The organism is Sanguibacter biliveldensis, from assembly GCF_033798665.1.
In the GTDB taxonomy this organism is placed as follows: domain Bacteria; phylum Actinomycetota; class Actinomycetes; order Actinomycetales; family Cellulomonadaceae; genus Sanguibacter; species Sanguibacter inulinus.
In genome coordinates this window covers 1503029-1518940 of record NZ_CP138359.1, presented here as the reverse complement: position 1 = coordinate 1518940, position 15912 = coordinate 1503029, and the positions used below count along the sequence as shown (strand labels likewise).

The following is a 15912-nucleotide window of genomic DNA, read 5'->3' as shown; positions in this document are numbered from 1 at the left end:
GTGAGCAGGGAGGGCGGTGGTGGACCGGCGGGCAGCGCGGTCCTCAGACGGGAAGAGCCCACCCGCCACGAGGGCGGCTGGGCTCTTCCCGCACGTCGTCGGTGACCTGGGAGGTCAGCTCTGACGGTTGCGGAGCGCCGCGTCGACGGCCGGGTCGCCGAGCTGGCCGAGCCAGTCGAGGAGCGCCGGGTAGGTCGTCGGGTTGGCCGCGACCTGCGGACGCAGCTCGGGGGCCTCCTGGACGATCTGCGACAGGACCAGACCCGTGGTCGACGGGTCGAGGGCCTGCTGCGCCGTGTAGCCGTGCGACGGGGCGGCGGCCGGGGCCGGGGCGTGCTCGGGCTCGGAGGCCTTCTGCTCACTCGGCTGCGGAGCGTGCTGCTCGTCGTGCGTCGCCCCGTGCTGCGGAGCAGCAGCCGCGGACACCCCCGGGGCGTGGCCCGCGAGGTGGGTGTCCTGGTCGATCTCGCTCTCGGGCGTGGTCGACGGAGCCTGCCACGCAGACTGACCAGCCGGGTTCTGCGCGACCGGCGCCGAGCCGTAGCCGCCCTCGGAGGCGGCCGGGGTGCCGTAGGACGGCTGGACCGCCGGGGTCCCGTAGGCACCCGTCGGTGCGCCGTACTGGCCCTGCTGCGGGGCACCGTACTGACCCTGCGGTGCACCGTACTGACCCTGGGGAGTGCCGTACTGGCCCTGGGGTGCCTGACCGCCCTGCGGCTGGCTCCACTGGTATGCAGCGTCACCCGCAGCGCGAGGTGCGGGACGGTTCTGCGCGAAGTAGGTGCGGATCTCCTTGGGCACCGTCAGCGCGATGACGACGATGGCCGGGAGGGCGAAGGCGAGGAGCAGGTGCCCCTCGGAGACGATCTTGTACTCGGCGTACCCGGTGCCCACGGTCGGGGAGATCACGAGGATCACGATGCCCAGCACGAAGGCGAGACCCGCGGCGGCGAAGGCGACGTTGCGGCCGTTGGCCGGGCGGGACGCGAGCGAGAGGCGCGCGAAGACCGCGGCAGCGGCGACGACGAGGCCGAGGATGATCGACGTGATGAGACCGCCGAGGCCGACGTCGAGGCTCTCGCGCTGCGGGAAGCCGATCCACAGTGCCGAGAGCACCACGGTCGAGGCCGCGACGAGCGCTAGGTAGTCGAGGGCGTGGACGGCTGCGCCGATCCAGGTCGCGCTCGGCTCTTCGGTGCGCACGGTGCGGCGGAAGGCGGGCGAGGAGACCGCAGCGGCGAGCCCCGGGAGGAAGATCGCGCCAAGGCCGGCCTGGAGCGACAGGCTCGTCGCGGGGGCGAAGGGGAACAGCGCGTGCACGGACTGCGCCTGGATGAAGGAGCTGCTGTCGCCGGCGCCGAACAGGAAGATCACGGCGAGCGCGGCGCCGAGCGCCACGAGGAACAGCCGCCAGGAAGCCGAGCGCTGGACGAGGACGCCGTAGACGGCCCAGCCGAAGAACCCGACGAGGAACAGCCAGGAGACGATGCCGATGGTCACGATGATCGCGCTGTCGTAGTCGCCTGCGTCGACGAGGAACATGATGAGCGAGATGACCATCGTCACGGCCGCGAGGCCGGCGATCGACAGGGTGACCAGGCGCCACGTCTTGGGGGCGGCGAGGTCGAGGTGCTCGGGGCCCATCTCGGTCTCGCGCGGCTGCGCGGCGAGCAGGGCGCCGGCGAGCCCGAGACCGAAGGCGGTCCCGACGCCGTAGCTGTCGCCGACCTTGAAGATGTCGAGGACGACGTAGACCACGACGGTGATCACGTACGGAGCGTTGGCCAGCTGGCGGGCTAGGCGCGTCTTGTGGACCGTCCAGGACGCGGGGAAGATCCCGCCGCGAGCGAGGTACGGGATCGCGAGGGACAGCACCGAGATCACCGTGACGATGATGACGACGAAGTTGAAGCTGTCGCCGACCTTCGCGCCGGGCGTCACCCAGAGGGCGAGCGAGACGAGGAGCAGCAGCGCTGCGACCCCGTCACGGACGAAGTCGGACACGGGGATGCCCGTGAAGGGGTTGGGGCGAGGGGCCTTAGGAGCCTGGGGCGCGTAGCCACCCTGCTGACCGGGGGCGTAGCCGCCCTGCTGGCCCGGCGCGTAGCCGCCCTGCGGGTACCCGTTCGGGCCCTGCTGCCCGGGCTGCGGCGCGTACTGGCCCTGCTGCGGGGCGTACTGCCCCGGCTGGCCCTGCTGGCCAGGCTGCGGCGCGTACTGGCCGGGCTGACCCTGCTGTCCGGGCTGCGGTGCGTACTGGCCGGGCTGGGGGGCCGAGGCCTGAGGGTTCTGCGGCGGCCCCTGGTGCGGGTACCCGCCCGGCGTAGGCGCCTGGCCTTCGTGGCTCATGTTCTCCCTTTCGTCGTTGCCGTCCGTGCGCGAGCCGGGCGCCGGGCGCGCCCACCCTCGCGGGGGGCGCGGCCCTGCGGCGACCGCGTCGGTGACGGGCGGCTGCCGTGCCTGGCCGACGCGCTCGTGACCGGCACTGATGTGCGTGCACGACACGTCTCACGGACGAGCATGGACCAGATCCGGGCTGCGTGCACCGTCTGACCCCCGGTAGAACTCCCCATGCGGGCCCCGACGGGCCCGTCAGAAACCGAGGCGACGCATCTGCTTGGGGTCGCGCTGCCAGTCCTTGGCCACCTTGACGTGCAGGTCGAGGTAGACGCGGTTGCCCAGCAGCGCCTCGATGCCGCGGCGTGACTCGGTGCCGATGTGGCGCAGGCGCGAGCCCCCGCGGCCGATGATGATGGCCTTCTGGCTGTCGCGCTCGACGAAGATGTTCACCCGCACGTCGAGCAGCGGGTTGGACCCGTTGCTGCCCTCACGCGGCAGGATCTCGTCGACGACGACCGCGAGGGAGTGCGGGAGCTCGTCACGGACGCCCTCGAGGGCTGCCTCGCGGACGAGCTCGGCGACCATCACGGCCTCGGGCTCGTCGGTCAGCTCACCGTCCGGGTAGAGCTCGACGCCCTCGGGCAGGTGCGTGACGAGGACGTCGGCGAGGGTGCTCACCTGGTAGCCGCCCTTGGCGGAGACGGGGACGATGTCAGCCCACTCCCCCAGTTGGTCGACGGCCAGCAGGTGCATCGCGAGCTCTTCGTGGCTCACCAGGTCGGCCTTGGTGACGACGGCGATGACGGGTGTGCTGCGGCGACCGCCCTTGAGCTCGGCGAGCTGGTTCGCGATGTACCTGTCGCCGGGTCCGATCTTCTGGTCGGCGGGGAGGCAGAAGGCGATGACGTCGACCTCGGACAGCGTGTCGCGGACGAGGTCGTTGAGGCGCTCACCGAGGAGTGTGCGCGGCCTGTGCAGCCCGGGGGTGTCGACGAGGATCAGCTGGGCGTCCGGGCGGTTGACGATGCCGCGGATCGTGTGACGGGTCGTCTGGGGCCGGTCCGAGGTGATGGCGACCTTCTGCCCGACGAGCGCGTTGGTGAGCGTCGACTTTCCGGCGTTGGGGCGGCCGACGAAGCAGGCGAACCCCGACCTGTGCACTGTGCCCTCGGGCGCGTCGGTGGGTGTGCGGGTCATGAGGCGTTCTCCTGCTGGTTGCGGTGCGTGCGGAGGTCGTCGCGCGCATGGTGGTCGTCGATCACTCGTCGTTCCTGGGTCGTGACCGGGTCTCCGGCCTCGCTCCTGGAGACGAGAAGGGTGGCGAGCTGGCGCCTGCGTCCGTCGACGCGCTCGGCCACGAGGTGGACCCCGTGGACGTCGGCGGTCGCACCTGTGAGCGGCACCTTGCCGAGGGCCTTCGCGAGGAGGCCGCCGGCGGTGTCGACGTCGTCGTCGTCGATCTCGAGGTCGAAGAGCTCACCGAGCTCGTCGACGGGCATGCGGGAGGAGACCCTGTAGGTCCCCGGTGAGGTCTCCTCGACCTCGGGGGCTGCGGCGTCGTGCTCGTCGGTGAGCTCTCCGACGATCTCCTCGATCGCGTCCTCGATCGTCACCAGGCCGGCGATGCCGCCGTACTCGTCGACGACGAGCGCGATGTGCGACGAGGCACCCTGGAGCTCGCGCAGCAGGTCGTCGACAGGCTTGGACTCGGGCACGAAGGTCGCCTGGCGCATCACCTTGGCGACGGTCCGCGAGGCACCGTCCTCGGCGTCGTTGAGCACCCTGACGACGTCCTTGAAGTACACGACGCCGAGGAGCTCGTCGACGGAGTCGCCGACCACCGGGACGCGGGAGAACCCTGACCGCAGGAACAGCGAGAGCGCCTTGGGCAGCGGGGTGTACGCGGCGCAGGTGACCATGTCGGTGCGCGGGACCATGACCTCGCGGGTCAGGGTCGACCGCAGGCCGAAGACGGAGCGCAGCATGGTGCGCTCGTCGTCCTCGATCGCGTCGGAGTCGTTGACCCTGTCGACCATGTCGCGCAGCTCGTGCTCTTCCTCGGCCTCGGCCGTGGCGCGCGCCGAGGACGTCAGCGCGGTGACACGGCCCGCGACGGCGAGGCTGACCGACAGCAGCCCGCTGAGCCTCACGAGGGTCTGCGCCGGACGGTGCCGCCCGATGGTGCGCGGGCTGATGCGGACCAGCACGAGCGCCACGAGGGCGCTGCTGAGGACCGCGAGCACCAGCACGAGCCACCACTCGTCGACGAAGGCGGCGAAGCACACGGTGATGCACGCCGTCGAGAGCATCTCGGCGAACACCCGCAAGAACGCCGCCGAGGCGGCCGTCTGGCCGGGTTCTGCGACGAGGCGCTGCACGCGCGACGCGAGGTCTGCGCGGTTGTCGACGATCTCCGCGACGGCCGACCGGCTGATCCGGGTGACTGCTGCCTCCCCGGCGCTGAGCAGCGCCGCGAGGAGGATGCCGACGACGGCCAGCACGACGAGCAGGCCGACCGGTGCGTCGTCGAGGATGTTCATCTGGTCGGACGCCCCGCGAGGAACGTGAGCAGGAGCCGGCGCTGCAGGCCGAACATCTCCTTCTCCTCCTCGGGCTCGGCGTGGTCGTAGCCGAGCAGGTGCAAGATCCCGTGCGTGGTGAGCAGCAGCATCTCCTCGACCGTGGAGTGACCGGCGACCGCGGCCTGGGCTGCGGCGACCTCGGGGCACACGACGACGTCGCCGAGCAGGCCGGCCGGGGTGACCTCGCCCTCGCGCCCGGGACGGAGCTCGTCCATCGGGAAGGACAGCACGTCGGTGGGGCCGGGTTCGTCCATCCACTGGATGTGCAGCTCGGTCATCACCTCGGTGCCCACGAAGAGGATCGACAGCTCGGTCTGCGAGTGCACGTGCATCTCGTCGAGGACGAACCGTCCGAGTGCGGCGAACTCGGCCTCGTCGACCTCGTAGCCGGACTCGTTGTTGACTTCGATGCTCACCTGCGGTGGCCTTTCTCGGTGGTCCGGTCGGTCGACCGGGCGTCGTGACGGGTGGAGTGACGGTCGGTGGTGAGGTCCCACCGGGAATAGGCCTCGATGATGTCGCCGACCAGCCTGTGGCGGACCACGTCGGTCGAGGACAGCCTGCAGAACTCGATGTCGTCGACGCCTGTCAGGACGTCTTCGATGACCCGCAGGCCGGACTGGGTCCCGCCCGGCAGGTCGACCTGGGTGACGTCGCCGGTGATGACCATCTTCGACTGGAAGCCCAGGCGGGTGAGGAACATCTTCATCTGCTCGGTCGAGGTGTTCTGCGCCTCGTCGAGGATGATGAACGCGTCGTTGAGGGTCCGGCCGCGCATGTAGGCGAGCGGGGCGACCTCGATCGTCCCGGCCTCGATGAGCTTGGGGATCGACTGCGGGTCGAGCATGTCGTGCAGCGCGTCGTACAGAGGGCGCAGGTACGGGTCGATCTTGTCCGAGAGCGTGCCGGGCAAGAACCCGAGCCGCTCCCCGGCCTCGACGGCCGGGCGGGTCAGCACGATCCTGTGGACCTGGCGGGCCTGGAGCGCCTGGACTGCCTTGGCCATCGCCAGGTACGTCTTGCCCGTACCGGCAGGACCGATGCCGAAGGTCACGGTGCTCGCGTCGATCGCGTCGACGTAGTGCTTCTGCCCGGCGGTCTTGGGGCGGATGCTCTTCCCGCGGCTCGACAAGATGTCGAGGGAGAAGACCTCGGCCGGGCGCGACGTGCTCGACGCCGTGAGCATCGCGATGGACCGGGCGACCACGTCGGCGGTCAGCGGTGCTCCCGACTGGGCGACCTCGACGAGCTCGTCGACGAGGCGCGCGGCGAGCGCGACGTCTCCGACAGGGCCCCGCAGCACGATCTCGTTCTCCCGGACCCTCACGTCGACCGTCGTGAAGCCGGCCTCGAGGGCCCGCAGCACCGAGTCGACAGGCCCCAGCAGGCTGGCGATGGACACGTCGGCCGGGACGACGATGCGGTGCTCGACGTCGGTGGGTGACGTCCCACCTGTGCTCTCTGCAGCTGTCATAGGGCGGTGTGCTCGGTCCTTCGGCTCGTGGTGCGGTGATCGTGCAGGTGGGGTGCAGTGGATGGGGGTGGTGCGGGGCCTCAGTCTAGGTGGCTCAGCCGACGAGGGCGCCGAGCTGTGTGCCACCCAGGACGTGGGCGTGGACGTGGAACACGGTCTGCCCGGCGTGCGGTCCCGAGTTGAAGATCAGCCGGAACTGCCCGTCGGCACGCTCGCCGGCGACCTGCTCGGCGACACCGACCAGCTCCGCGAGCACGTCGGGGGCTGCTGCCGCGAGCTGCGACACGTCTCCGTGGTGCGTGGTCGGGACGACGAGCACGTGCATCGGTGCGCTCGGGTTGATGTCCTCGAAGGCCACCACGTTCTCGGTCCGCGCGACGATCGTCGAGGGCACCTCCCCCGCGACGATGAGGCAGAACAGGCAGTCAGGCTCAGGTGCGCTCGTGGTCATCCTCCGAGGCTATCCGGTCGACCGGACGGCGTCAGCCTGAATCGTGTGCGCTGCGAGGCGCTCACGCCCAGCGCCCCAGGCGCTCGGAGAGCAGCGCCACAGCGATCGGTCCGGCGGTCGAGGTGCGCAGCACGTGCGGGCCGAGCCTGACGAGCGTGGCACCAGACTCGGTGAGCAGCGTGCACTCCCGCTCGCTGATCCCGCCCTCGGGTCCGACGACCACCAAGATCTCACGCGGTGCGTCCGAACCCGTCGCGCTGTCCTCGGGCGTCCGAGCAGCCAGGCCCTGGGCCCCCGCACCGAGCGCCGGGAGCCCAGGCAGCACGGCCTGGGCGATGGGCAGCGTCGCCTCTTCGTGCAGGACGAGGACCGTGCCACCTGCGGCGACCACCTGGGCTGTGCGGGCGGCGAGGCCCTTCGCGTCGACGACGTCGCCGACACCCGGCAGCGAGGCACGCCGGGCCTGCTTGGTCGCCGCGCGGACCGTCGCGACCCAGCGGGCCCGAGACTTCGCGGCGCGGTCCCCGCGCCACACCACGACAGACCTCTCGGCCTGCCACGGCAGCACGGCATCCACGCCGGCCTCGGTCGCCGCCTCGATCGCGAGCTCGTCGCGGTCGCCCTTGGCCAGAGCCTGGACGAGCACGAGGGACACCCCGTCGGACGGCTCGCGCTCGACCGAGACGACCTCGAGGGTCACCTCGGAGGCCTGCACGGCCGTCACCCGGCAGGTGAGCCGCAGGCCCGCGCCGTCGACGACGTCGATCCGCTCGCCGACGCCGCGACGCTGGACGACACCTGCGTGCCGCCCCTCGAGGCCGTCGAGGAGGTACGTGTCACCCGGGACCAGAGACCCCAGGTCCCCGGCCTCGGCCAGGAAGACCGGTGCGCTCATCAGCGGCCGGTGAGCTTCTCACGCAGCCGGCTGAAGACACCCGGGTGGGCCGCAGCGACGCGCCCCTCGGGACGCTCTTCGCCGCGCAGGACCGCGAGCTGACGCAGCAGCTCTGCCTGCTCCTCGGACAGCGACGTCGGGACCTGGACCTCGACGTGCACGTTGATGTCTCCGCGCCCGCCACCGTGCAGGTGACCCACACCGAGGTTCTTCAGCGTGATGACCTGGTCGGGCTGCGTGCCCGGGCGCAGGTCGACCGACTCGGGACCGTCGAGGGTCTCGAGCTCGATGACCGTGCCGAGGGCGGCAGCGGTCATCGGCACCTCGAGCGTGCAGTGTAGGTCGTCCCCGCGGCGCAGGAAGGTCTCGTGCTTGCGCTCGCGGATCTCGAAGTAGAGGTCTCCGGCGGGACCGCCGGCAGGACCGACCTCGCCCTGCGAGGTGAGCTTGATGCGGTTGCCGGTCTCGACGCCCGCGGGCACCTCGACGCTGACCGTGCGGCGGCTGCGGACGCGGCCCTCGCCCGAGCACTCGGCGCAGGGCTCGGGGATCGTCGTGCCGAAGCCCTGGCAGGCTGCGCACGGGGCCGTGGTCATGACCTGGCCGAGGAAGGAGCGGGCCACGCGCTGGACCGTGCCGCGTCCGTTGCAGACGTCGCAGGTGCGCGGGGACGTGCCGGGGCGGCAGCACGAGCCGGAGCAGGTCCCGCAGACCACTGCGGTGTCGACCTGGATGTCGCGGCGCACGCCGAAGGCTGCCTCGGAGAGGTCGATGTCCAGGCGCACGAGGGCGTCCTGGCCGCGGCGCGAGCGCGGGATCGGGCCGCGCTGGGTCTGGCCGCCGCCGAAGAACGTCTCGAAGATGTCCTGGAAGCCGAAGCCTCCGCCACCGTTCATGCCGCCGCCTGGAGCCGACGGGTCGTGGCCCATGTCGTAGGACCGGCGCTTCTCGGGGTTCGAGAGCACCTCGTAGGCGCGACCGACGTCCTTGAACCTGTCTTCGGCGTCCGGACCTGCGACGTCAGGGTGCAGCTCGCGGGCGAGCTTGCGGTACGCCTTCTTGATCTGGTCCTGGCTGGCGTCACGGTCGACGCCGAGCACCTCGTAGTAGTCGCTCACTGGTTGGTCTCTGCCGTTCGTCGAAGGGGGCTGGTGCGGCGTCCTGTCGCGGCACCACGGTGCTCGCTCTGAACTCTGCAACGTCTGGACGGGGGTTCTTGTTTCATCGCGTGCGTCACGTCGTGGCCAGACCGCCGGGCGGCGGGGCCACGACGGGCCCTATGCACCGAGGATCCTGGACAGGTAGCGGGCGACGGCCCGCACCGAGGCGATCGTGGCGGGGTAGTCCATGCGGGTCGGGCCGATCGACCCGATGGTCGCGACCGAGTCGCCGTCCGAGCCGTACCCGGTCGTGACGACCGAGGTCTCGAACAGCCCTGTCAGCTGGGTCTCGTGACCGATCCGCACGTTGACCCCTGAGGAGTCGTCACCCATCTCCGTGAGGAGGTTGAGCAGCACGACCTGCTCCTCGAGGGCCTCGAGGACAGGGCGCAGGGCGTGCTCGAACCGCATGCTCGCGTGCGCGAGGTTCGCGGTCCCGGCGAGCACGATGCGCTCTTCGCCCTCCTGGGAGAGCGTGTCGGTGACGACCTCGGCGACCCGCGCGACGAGCGCCTGGTCCTCGGGGTCGAAGGTGGCCGCGAGAGCGTCGAGGGCCGTGCGCAGCTCCGGGAGGCGCCGGCCGGCGGCGGCGGCGTTGAGCCGGGCGCGCAGCGCGACCAGGACGATCTCGTCGGGGGTCGCGTCGAGCTCGAGGGTGCGCTGCTCGACACGGCCGGTGTCGGTGATGATGACCACGAGGAGCCGGCGCTCGCCGAGGACGACGAGCTCGAGGTGGCGCAGGCCGGAGCGGCGCAGCGACGGGTACTGGACGACGGCGACCTGGCCCGTCAGCTGGGCGAGCAGCCGCCCGGCCCGGGTGACGACGTCGTCGAGGTCGACGGCGCCGTTGAGGAAGGTCTCGATCGCGTTCTTCTCGGCCGCGCTGAGCGCCTTCACGCCCGCCAGGCGGTCGACGAACATGCGGTAGCCCTTGTCGGTCGGCACCCGTCCCGCGGAGGTGTGGGGCTGGGCGATGAAGCCGCCCTCCTCGAGGACCGCCATGTCGTTGCGGATCGTCGCGGGCGAGACGCCGAGGCTGTGCCGTTCCGCGAGGACCTTGGAGCCCACGGGCTCGCGGGTGTGGACGTAGTCCTCGACGATCGCGCGCAGGACGTCCAGCCGTCGCTCGTCGCTCGCCGCCACGGACCTCTCCTTCACGTCGTCGCCTGCCTGGGCCTCTGCGCTGCCTGCGCGGTCTGGCCTGTCATCGGCCTGTCTTCGGGCTGTCGTCAGGCCTCCATCAGCACTCGGGAGGCCTGAGTGCTAATTCTACGACAGGGCACCGTCACGGTGCACGCGGCGCTCACGCCTCCCCTGGAGACAGCCGTGCGGCCCGGAGCTATCGTGTGAGCAGACCTGGACCGGCACGCGACGGAGCGTGCCGGCGACGACGGGAGGTCCGGCGCATGCACACTCCGTCGGACGCACCGGCGGCCCTGCCGGTCCTGTCCGCCCGCTCTGGTCTGCCCGCCCTCCCCCTGCTGCCACAGCCCGGCGGGGTGCGTGATCTCGTGCAGGCCTCGTGGGTGCGCTCGTCGGCCTCACGTCTCGACCCCGACGCCGTACCCGAGCCGACCCTGCTCGACGACTCTCTCCGGGCCGTGCGGGACGAGCACCCGCTCACACGCGTCCTCGGCACGATCCAGACTCTCCTCGTGCGGCACACGACCGACACCGGCCTCATGGTGGCCGTCGGAGACCAGGCCGGGCGGCTGCTCTGGGTCGACGGCGACCACGACGTCCGCCGTCGGGCGGAGAGCATGGGTTTTGTGGCCGGGACCGACTGGTCCGAGACCGCCGTGGGCACCAACGCCCCCGGGACGGCGCTCGTGCTCGGCCGTGCCGTGCAGATCCGACGGACCGAGCACTTCGCGCGGATCGTGCACCCGTGGAGCTGCACTGCCGTCCCCGTGCACGACCGCGCGACGGGCTCGCTGCTCGGGGTCATCGACATCACCGGGGGTGACGACGCCGTGGCCCCCACGACCCTCGCCCTCGTAGAGGCGACGGCGCTCGCCGTCGAGGCCGAGCTGCACCTGCTCACCCTCGAAGACCGGCTCGCGCGCAGGGCGGCGCGGCGGCCGTCGGGCTTCACGCTGAGGCGGCTCGCAGCACCCACCGTGGCGAAGGCCGCACCAGCAGCAGAGACGACGCAGCCCGCCGGGCAGACTGGCACCACCCGCGGGCACGCCCCGCTGCTGCGGGTCCTCGGGCGGGACGACGCGCTGCTCGAGGTCGCCGGGGACAGGCTGGTCCTGAGCGGGCGCCACGCCGAGATCCTCACGCTGCTCGCCTGGCACCCGCGCGGCCTCGGCGCCGAGGAGCTCGCGACCGCCGTCTACGGGCGCGACGACGCCCTCGTCACCCTGCGCGCCGAGATGGTCCGCCTGCGGAGGGCGCTCGAGCCCGCGTCGCTCCAGGTCCTCTCGCGTCCCTACAGGGTGGGCACGCCGCTCGACCTCGACGCCTCTCAGGTGCTCGCCTTCCTCGACCGCGGCGCTCACAGGGTCGCCTTCGCGGGGTACGTCGGCCCGGTCCTGCCAGGGTCGGCATCTCCCGGGGTCGCCGACCTCCGCACCGAGGTGAGCCGACGCCTCCGCGAGTCGCTGCTCGCCGACGCCGGGGTCGACACCCTCCTCGCCTTCGCGCGGACCGACGAGGGCACGGACGACGTCGAGCTGTGGACGGCGTGCCTGCGGCTGCTGCCCGGTCGCTCGCCCCGCCGGGCTGCTGTCGTCGCGCACCTCGAAGACCTCGAGCTCAGGCTCGGCCGGGTGACGCCCTGACGACCTGGGCGAGCAGGCGTGGCGCGCCCGGCGTTCGACCGCTCGACCGCTCGTGCAACTCGATGCAACCTCGGCGGGCCTAGCGTCGAGGAGAGCCCGGTCACCGCCGGGCGCTCATCAGACAGCGTCGTCGAAGGAGCACACATGACCGTCTACGCAGCCCCCGGCACCCCGGGAGCACTCGTCACCTTCAAGCCCCGCTACGAGCACTGGATCGGCGGCACCTGGGTCGCCCCCGTCAAGGGCCAGTACTTCGAAGACATCTCCCCCGTCAACGGCAAGCCCTTCGCCGAGGTCGCCCGCGGCACGGCCGAAGACATCGAGGCGGCCCTCGACGCCGCGCACAAGGCGGCTCCCTCGTGGGGCAAGACCACAGGCACCGAGCGCGCCGACGTGCTCAACAAGATCGCCGACGTCATCGACGCGAACCTCGAACTGCTCGCGGTCGCCGAGACCTGGGACAACGGCAAGCCGGTCCGCGAGCCCCTCAACGCCGACCTCCCCCTCGCCGCGGACCACTTCAGGTACTTCGCGTCGGTCATCCGCGCGCAGGAGGGCGAGTTCACCGAGCTCGACAACGACACCGTCGCCTACCACTACGCCGAGCCCCTCGGTGTGGTCGGGCAGATCATCCCGTGGAACTTCCCGATCCTCATGGCCACGTGGAAGCTCGCACCCGCCCTCGCGGGCGGCAACACGATCGTGCTCAAGCCCGCCGAGCAGACGCCCGTGTCGATCCTCGTGCTGATCGAGCTCATCGGCGACATCCTCCCGCCCGGCGTGCTCAACGTCGTCAACGGCTTCGGTCTCGAGGCCGGCAAGCCGCTCGCCTCTAGCCCCCGGATCCGCAAGATCGCCTTCACGGGCGAGACGACCACGGGCCGGCTGATCTTGCAGTACGCGAGCGCGAACCTCATCCCGTCGACGGTCGAGCTGGGCGGCAAGAGCCCGAACATCTTCTTCGAGGACGTGGCCGACAAGAACGACTCGTACTACGACAAGGCGCAGGAGGGCTTCGTGCTCTTCGCCTTCAACCAGGGCGAGGTGTGCACCTGCCCGTCGCGGTCGCTGATCCAGAAGCCGATCTACGACACCTTCCTCTCCGACGCCCTCGACCGGACGAAGAAGGCCGTCCAGGGGAACCCTCTCGACACGGACACCCAGGTCGGCGCGCAGGCCTCGAACGACCAGCTCGAGAAGATCCTCAGCTACATCGACATCGGCAAGCAGGAGGGCGCACGCCTGCTGCTCGGCGGAGAGCGGGTCGACCTCGGCGGTGACCTCACCGACGGCTACTACGTCGCACCGACGATCTTCGAGGGGCAGAACTCGATGCGGATCTTCCAGGAGGAGATCTTCGGGCCGGTGGTCGCGGTGACGAGCTTCGACGACTACGACGACGCCATCGCGAAGGCGAACGACACGCTCTACGGCCTCGGGGCCGGCGTGTGGTCGCGCAACGGGAACCTCGCCTACCGCGCAGGGCGAGACATCAAGGCGGGACGCGTGTGGGTGAACAACTACCACGCGTACCCGGCGGGGGCGGCCTTCGGCGGGTACAAGAGCTCGGGGATCGGGCGGGAGAACAGCAAGCTCGCGCTCGACCACTACCAGCAGACGAAGAACCTGCTGGTGAGCTATTCGGAGTCGGCCCTCGGGTTCTTCTAGGAGCGTGCTCGGACTCATCGAGGAGGATCCATGATCGACGCCGACGTCGTCATCGACGGAGAGACACAGTCGCGGGTCGCCGCGACGGACAGCGCGGTCGAGCTGCTGCGCAGGTTGTGGGAGCAGCACGGGCCGCTGATGTTCCACCAGTCCGGCGGGTGCTGCGACGGCTCGTCGCCCATGTGCTACCCCGCGGGTGAGCTGTTCACCTCGGCGGCCGACGTCCTCCTCGGTCGCTTCGACATCGCCGACCAGGGAGCCGACGGCGCGCAGGCGCAGACCATCGACTTCTGGATGTCGACCGAGCAGTTCGCGTACTGGCGCCACACGCACCTGACCGTCGACGTGGTCCCAGGGCGCGGTTCGGGCTTCTCGGTCGAGAGCCCCGAGGGGGTGCGCTTCATCATCCGGTCGCGGCTGATGGACGTGGCGGACGCCTTCGCCTGATCGGGGCAGCCCCTGCGTGCGACGGACGGCGAGGCTCCGCTCGTCCGTCGCACGCGGCGGCTAGCCTGCTGCGGTGAGCTCAGACCGCTACTCCCAGGACGTCCTCGCCGCCGGCCCGCACCCCTCGGCGCGCCGCCCCACCTCTCGGCCCGTGCCCGCCGACCGCGGGCTCGTCGTCGAGGAGGTCATGACGGGGTGGGTCGGGGCTGTGACCCGTGTCGAGAAGTCCGGCGGTCTGCACGTCGTCGTCCTCGAAGACCGCGCCGGGCGCACCCGCACCTTCCCGCTCGGCCCGGGGTTCTGGGTCGACGGCGCCCCTGTCACGCTCACTCCCCCGGTCACCTCCACGGCCCCCGCCGCACCCACCCGCACGGCGAGCGGGTCGCGCGTGGTCGCCGACGCCCGGGCGCGCGTCGCCCGCGGCAGCCGCATCTGGGTCGAGGGACGCCACGACGCCGAGCTCGTCGAGAAGGTCTGGGGCGACGACCTGCGCGTCGAGGGTGTGGTCGTCGAGCTCCTCGAAGGAGTCGACAACCTCGCCGACGCGCTCGCCGACTTCAAGCCGTCGAAGGGCCGCCGGGTCGGTGTGCTCGTCGACCACCTCGTCCCGGGGAGCAAGGAGCAGCGCATCACCGACGACGTGCTGCGCGCCTTCCCCGGCGGCAACGTCAAGGTGCTCGGCCACCCCTACGTCGACGTGTGGCAGGCCGTGCGCCCGCAGCGCATCGGGCTCGACGCGTGGCCGGTGATCGACCGTGGCACCGAGTGGAAGTACGGGATCCTCCAGCGCCTGGGCTGGCCCGCCGAGAACCAGACCGACGTCGCCCTCGGCTGGAAGAAGATCCTCGGGACCGTCCGCAGCTACGCGGACCTCGAGCCTTCCCTGCTCGGCAGGGTCGAAGAGCTCATCGACTTCGTGACGGTCACCGACTGACCCAGCCGGTCCAGACGCTCCTGAGGTCCTGCCGGGTGAGGTCTTGCCGTGCCATCCTCGGAGACAGCCCGTCATCGACGAGAGCCTGCACCCCGGCCGGGGTGCAGGCTCTCGTCATGGTGCGTGGAGCTGGACGTCGTCAGACGGGCTGCTCGTTGATGAGCTTCCTGTAGACGTACGCCGAGGCGAGGATCGACACCGGCACCGCCACCAGCAGGCCGACGAACAGCACGATCGTGCCGGCGAGCATCGCGAGGTACACGAAGACGTAGAGCAGGATCGCGGTCGACAGGTTGTCGAGGACGAGGCGGACGCTCGCCTTGATCGAGTCGATGATCCCGAGACCCTTGTCGATGATGAAGAACAGCGCGAACTGCGCGAAGAACCCGACGATGATCGACCCGATGAAGGTGAAGCTGACGATCGTCGACACGATGCTGATGAGCAGCGACGTGAGGATGACCGTGCCGATGCGGTCGACCGCGAAGAAGTCGGCCAGCGACGGGCGCCTCCCCTGCGTGATGGCCAGCGCCCCACGGATGATGCCCGCCTGCGCGAGGAAGACCAGCAAGAACATGATGAGCGTGAAGACGATCGCGCCGAAGCCCAGGCCCGCGAGGCCTGCGGCACCGATGTCGCCATCGTCTGCCGAGAGGCTGCTGCCGACGAGGACAGCGAAGAAGATCCCGCCGATCACCGAGAAGGCCACGATGTAGGCGAGCGCCGCCAGCAGGAACACGCCGATGTTCTGCGTGAACTTCTGCCACCCGTAGCGGAAGCCGTCGGGCACGGGCGACTCGGGGGCCCCGTACTGCCCCGCGGAGATCGGCGGGGCGCTCGGCGGCGGGTAGGCGGACCCGGGCGGCGGGTAGCCGCCGGTCGAGTACTGGTCCTGAGCGCCGTAGGCGGGCTGCTCCGGGGTGGTCTTCTCCCAGCCCGAGGGCTGACCCGGTGCCGACTGACCGTAGGCGGGCGGCTGCTGGCCCGCTGCGGGCTGGCCGTAGGCCGGGGGCTGCTGGCCGTAGCCGGGCTGCTGACCCTGGGCAGGCTGGCCGTAGACGGGCGGCTGCGCCGGCCCGGGGGGCGGCGGATATCCCGACTGTGCGTAGGGGTCCTGCGTGCCGTCGTCCGGCGTCTTGTCGCTCATGCGATCTCCTCGGTCCTCGGTCCCGGCG

Annotated in this window: 14 protein-coding genes; 4 read left to right on the top strand and 10 right to left on the bottom strand. The window is 71.1% G+C overall.

Going from position 1 to position 15912, the window contains the following annotated elements; all coding sequences use genetic code 11:
- Positions 1-114 precede the first annotated feature (114 nt).
- From SANBI_RS06585 to hrcA, 9 genes are all read right to left on the bottom strand, one after another.
- Entirely contained in the window at positions 115-2349 is a 2235-nt protein-coding gene (locus SANBI_RS06585; protein WP_319160115.1) for a DUF7937 domain-containing protein, read from the bottom strand.
- A 243-nt stretch (positions 2350-2592) separates the two neighbouring features.
- On the bottom strand, positions 2593-3537 hold the full coding sequence (era, locus tag SANBI_RS06580; protein ID WP_056131621.1) for a GTPase Era: 945 nt from the start codon (positions 3535-3537) through the stop codon (positions 2593-2595).
- Positions 3534-4880, bottom strand: coding sequence for a hemolysin family protein (locus SANBI_RS06575; RefSeq protein WP_319160111.1), 1347 nt, complete (start codon positions 4878-4880; stop codon positions 3534-3536). The genes era and SANBI_RS06575 overlap by 4 nt, the downstream gene beginning before the upstream one ends.
- On the bottom strand, positions 4877-5338 hold the full coding sequence (gene ybeY / locus SANBI_RS06570) for an rRNA maturation RNase YbeY (RefSeq protein WP_056131615.1): 462 nt from the start codon (positions 5336-5338) through the stop codon (positions 4877-4879). The genes SANBI_RS06575 and ybeY overlap by 4 nt, the downstream gene beginning before the upstream one ends.
- Positions 5335-6396: a PhoH family protein gene (locus SANBI_RS06565; protein WP_056131612.1), complete on the bottom strand. Its 1062-nt coding sequence runs from the start codon at positions 6394-6396 to the stop codon at positions 5335-5337. Before SANBI_RS06565 ends, ybeY begins: the two co-directional genes overlap by 4 nt.
- A 94-nt stretch (positions 6397-6490) precedes the next feature.
- Complete coding sequence (locus SANBI_RS06560) at positions 6491-6847, bottom strand: HIT domain-containing protein (protein ID WP_319160108.1); 357 nt, start codon at positions 6845-6847, stop codon at positions 6491-6493.
- Between the two features lie 61 nt (positions 6848-6908).
- Entirely contained in the window at positions 6909-7742 is an 834-nt protein-coding gene (locus SANBI_RS06555) for a 16S rRNA (uracil(1498)-N(3))-methyltransferase (RefSeq protein ID WP_319160106.1), read from the bottom strand.
- The gene (gene dnaJ / locus SANBI_RS06550) at positions 7742-8860 is read right to left on the bottom strand and encodes a molecular chaperone DnaJ (RefSeq protein WP_179912280.1); all 1119 of its coding nucleotides are present in this window, start codon (positions 8858-8860) and stop codon (positions 7742-7744) included. Before dnaJ ends, SANBI_RS06555 begins: the two co-directional genes overlap by 1 nt.
- A gap of 159 nt (positions 8861-9019) precedes the next feature.
- The gene (hrcA, locus tag SANBI_RS06545; RefSeq protein WP_056133941.1) at positions 9020-10045 is read right to left on the bottom strand and encodes a heat-inducible transcriptional repressor HrcA; all 1026 of its coding nucleotides are present in this window, start codon (positions 10043-10045) and stop codon (positions 9020-9022) included.
- A gap of 263 nt (positions 10046-10308) precedes the next feature.
- Here hrcA and SANBI_RS06540 point away from each other — a divergent pair, with 263 nt between their 5' ends.
- The 4 genes from SANBI_RS06540 to SANBI_RS06525 all read left to right on the top strand — a co-directional run bounded on the left by SANBI_RS06540 (position 10309) and on the right by SANBI_RS06525 (position 14737).
- Positions 10309-11688, top strand: a complete 1380-nt coding sequence (locus tag SANBI_RS06540) for a helix-turn-helix domain-containing protein (RefSeq protein WP_319160101.1) — start codon at positions 10309-10311, stop codon at positions 11686-11688.
- Positions 11689-11832: 144 nt separating this feature from the next.
- Complete coding sequence (exaC, locus tag SANBI_RS06535) at positions 11833-13356, top strand: acetaldehyde dehydrogenase ExaC (RefSeq protein ID WP_319160099.1); 1524 nt, start codon at positions 11833-11835, stop codon at positions 13354-13356.
- 30 nt (positions 13357-13386) lie between these two features.
- Positions 13387-13803: a DUF779 domain-containing protein gene (locus SANBI_RS06530; RefSeq protein ID WP_319160097.1), complete on the top strand. Its 417-nt coding sequence runs from the start codon at positions 13387-13389 to the stop codon at positions 13801-13803.
- Positions 13804-13876: 73 nt separating this feature from the next.
- The gene (locus SANBI_RS06525; RefSeq protein WP_056131591.1) at positions 13877-14737 is read left to right on the top strand and encodes a DUF3097 domain-containing protein; all 861 of its coding nucleotides are present in this window, start codon (positions 13877-13879) and stop codon (positions 14735-14737) included.
- Between the two features lie 139 nt (positions 14738-14876).
- On the opposite strand, the gene SANBI_RS06520 is transcribed toward SANBI_RS06525, so the two are convergent.
- A complete protein-coding gene (locus SANBI_RS06520; protein WP_319160095.1) occupies positions 14877-15884 on the bottom strand; it encodes a DUF2189 domain-containing protein in 1008 nt (335 codons plus the stop codon).
- Positions 15885-15912 lie beyond the last annotated feature (28 nt).

Bases quoted from the DNA above. Each gene is read 5' to 3' on its own strand.
- SANBI_RS06585 (WP_319160115.1), bottom strand. From the start codon at position 2,349: ATGAGCCACGAAGGCCAGGCGCCTACGCCGGGCGGGTACCCGCACCAG.
- era (WP_056131621.1), bottom strand. From the start codon at position 3,537: ATGACCCGCACACCCACCGACGCGCCCGAGGGCACAGTGCACAGGTCG.
- SANBI_RS06575 (WP_319160111.1), bottom strand. From the start codon at position 4,880: ATGAACATCCTCGACGACGCACCGGTCGGCCTGCTCGTCGTGCTGGCC.
- SANBI_RS06565 (WP_056131612.1), bottom strand. From the start codon at position 6,396: ATGACAGCTGCAGAGAGCACAGGTGGGACGTCACCCACCGACGTCGAG.
- SANBI_RS06560 (WP_319160108.1), bottom strand. From the start codon at position 6,847: ATGACCACGAGCGCACCTGAGCCTGACTGCCTGTTCTGCCTCATCGTC.
- SANBI_RS06555 (WP_319160106.1), bottom strand. From the start codon at position 7,742: ATGAGCGCACCGGTCTTCCTGGCCGAGGCCGGGGACCTGGGGTCTCTG.
- SANBI_RS06540 (WP_319160101.1), top strand. From the start codon at position 10,309: ATGCACACTCCGTCGGACGCACCGGCGGCCCTGCCGGTCCTGTCCGCC.
- exaC (WP_319160099.1), top strand. From the start codon at position 11,833: ATGACCGTCTACGCAGCCCCCGGCACCCCGGGAGCACTCGTCACCTTC.
- SANBI_RS06530 (WP_319160097.1), top strand. From the start codon at position 13,387: ATGATCGACGCCGACGTCGTCATCGACGGAGAGACACAGTCGCGGGTC.
- SANBI_RS06520 (WP_319160095.1), bottom strand. From the start codon at position 15,884: ATGAGCGACAAGACGCCGGACGACGGCACGCAGGACCCCTACGCACAG.